The sequence below is a fragment of the Paraburkholderia sp. 31.1 genome, assembly GCF_014397645.1.
Classification (GTDB): domain Bacteria; phylum Pseudomonadota; class Gammaproteobacteria; order Burkholderiales; family Burkholderiaceae; genus Paraburkholderia; species Paraburkholderia tuberum.
In genome coordinates this window covers 1-1438 of sequence record NZ_VZQN01000152.1, presented here as the reverse complement: position 1 = coordinate 1438, position 1438 = coordinate 1, and the positions used below count along the sequence as shown (strand labels likewise).

At 53.1% G+C, this 1438-nt stretch carries 1 rRNA gene; it reads right to left on the bottom strand.

From position 1 onward, the window contains the following. Window positions 1-1399, bottom strand: a 23S ribosomal RNA gene (locus tag F6X37_RS35715); the annotation flags it as partial. Window positions 1400-1438: the final 39 nt, after the last annotated feature.

Here is a 1438-nt window from a genome sequence, read left to right as displayed (position 1 = left end):
TGGTGCAGAAATATTAATCTGCTTCCCATCAGCTACGCATTTCTGCCTCGCCTTAGGGGCCGACTCACCCTACGCCGATGAACGTTGCGTAGGAAACCTTGGGCTTACGGCGAGGGGGCCTTTCACCCCCTTTATCGCTACTCATGTCAGCATTCGCACTTCCGATACCTCCAGCACACTTTCCAGTGCACCTTCGCAGGCTTACGGAACGCTCTCCTACCATGCACATTACTGTGCATCCGCAGCTTCGGTATATGGCTTAGCCCCGTTACATCTTCCGCGCAGGACGACTCGATCAGTGAGCTATTACGCTTTCTTTAAAGGGTGGCTGCTTCTAAGCCAACCTCCTGACTGTTTTAGCCTTCCCACTTCGTTTCCCACTTAGCCATATTTGGGGACCTTAGCTGGCGGTCTGGGTTGTTTCCCTCTTGACACCGGACGTTAGCACCCGATGTCTGTCTCCCGTGATTGCACTCTTCGGTATTCGGAGTTTGCTATGGCGTAGTAATCCGCAATGGACCCCACAACCATGACAGTGCTCTACCCCCGAAGGTGATACACGAGGCACTACCTAAATAGTTTTCGGAGAGAACCAGCTATTTCCAGGTTTGTTTAGCCTTTCACCCCTATCCACAGCTCATCCCCTAACTTTTCAACGTTAGTGGGTTCGGTCCTCCAGCACGTGTTACCGTGCCTTCAACCTGGCCATGGATAGATCACCTGGTTTCGGGTCTACACCCAGCGACTGGACGCCCTGTTCGGACTCGCTTTCGCTACGCCTGCCCTAATCGGTTAAGCTCGCCACTGAATGTAAGTCGCTGACCCATTATACAAAAGGTACGCCGTCACCCCTTCGCAGAGGCTCCGACTGTTTGTATGCATGCGGTTTCAGGATCTGTTTCACTCCCCTCCCGGGGTTCTTTTCGCCTTTCCCTCACGGTACTGGTTCACTATCGGTCGATCACGAGTATTTAGCCTTGGAGGATGGTCCCCCCATCTTCAGACAGGATTTCACGTGTCCCGCCCTACTTCTCGTACACCCAGTTCTTCCATGCTGTTTTCGTCTACAGGGCTATCACCTGCTATGGCCGCACTTTCCAGAGCGTTCGACTAACAATACAGATAACGTGTACCGGCTGATCCCATTTCGCTCGCCACTACTCTGGGAATCTCGGTTGATTTCTTTTCCTGCGGTTACTTAGATGTTTCAGTTCACCGCGTTCGCCTCACGTAGCCTATGGATTCAGCTACGGATACTCCATTAGGAGTGGGTTTCCCCATTCGGACATCTCCGGATCAATGCTCGTTTGCCAGCTCCCCGGAGCTTTTCGCAGGCTACCGCGTCCTTCATCGCCTGTGATCGCCAAGGCATCCACCACATGCACTTGTTCGCTTGACCCTATAACGGGTGTGTCTCTGTGTCGACCCACGTTAGCGC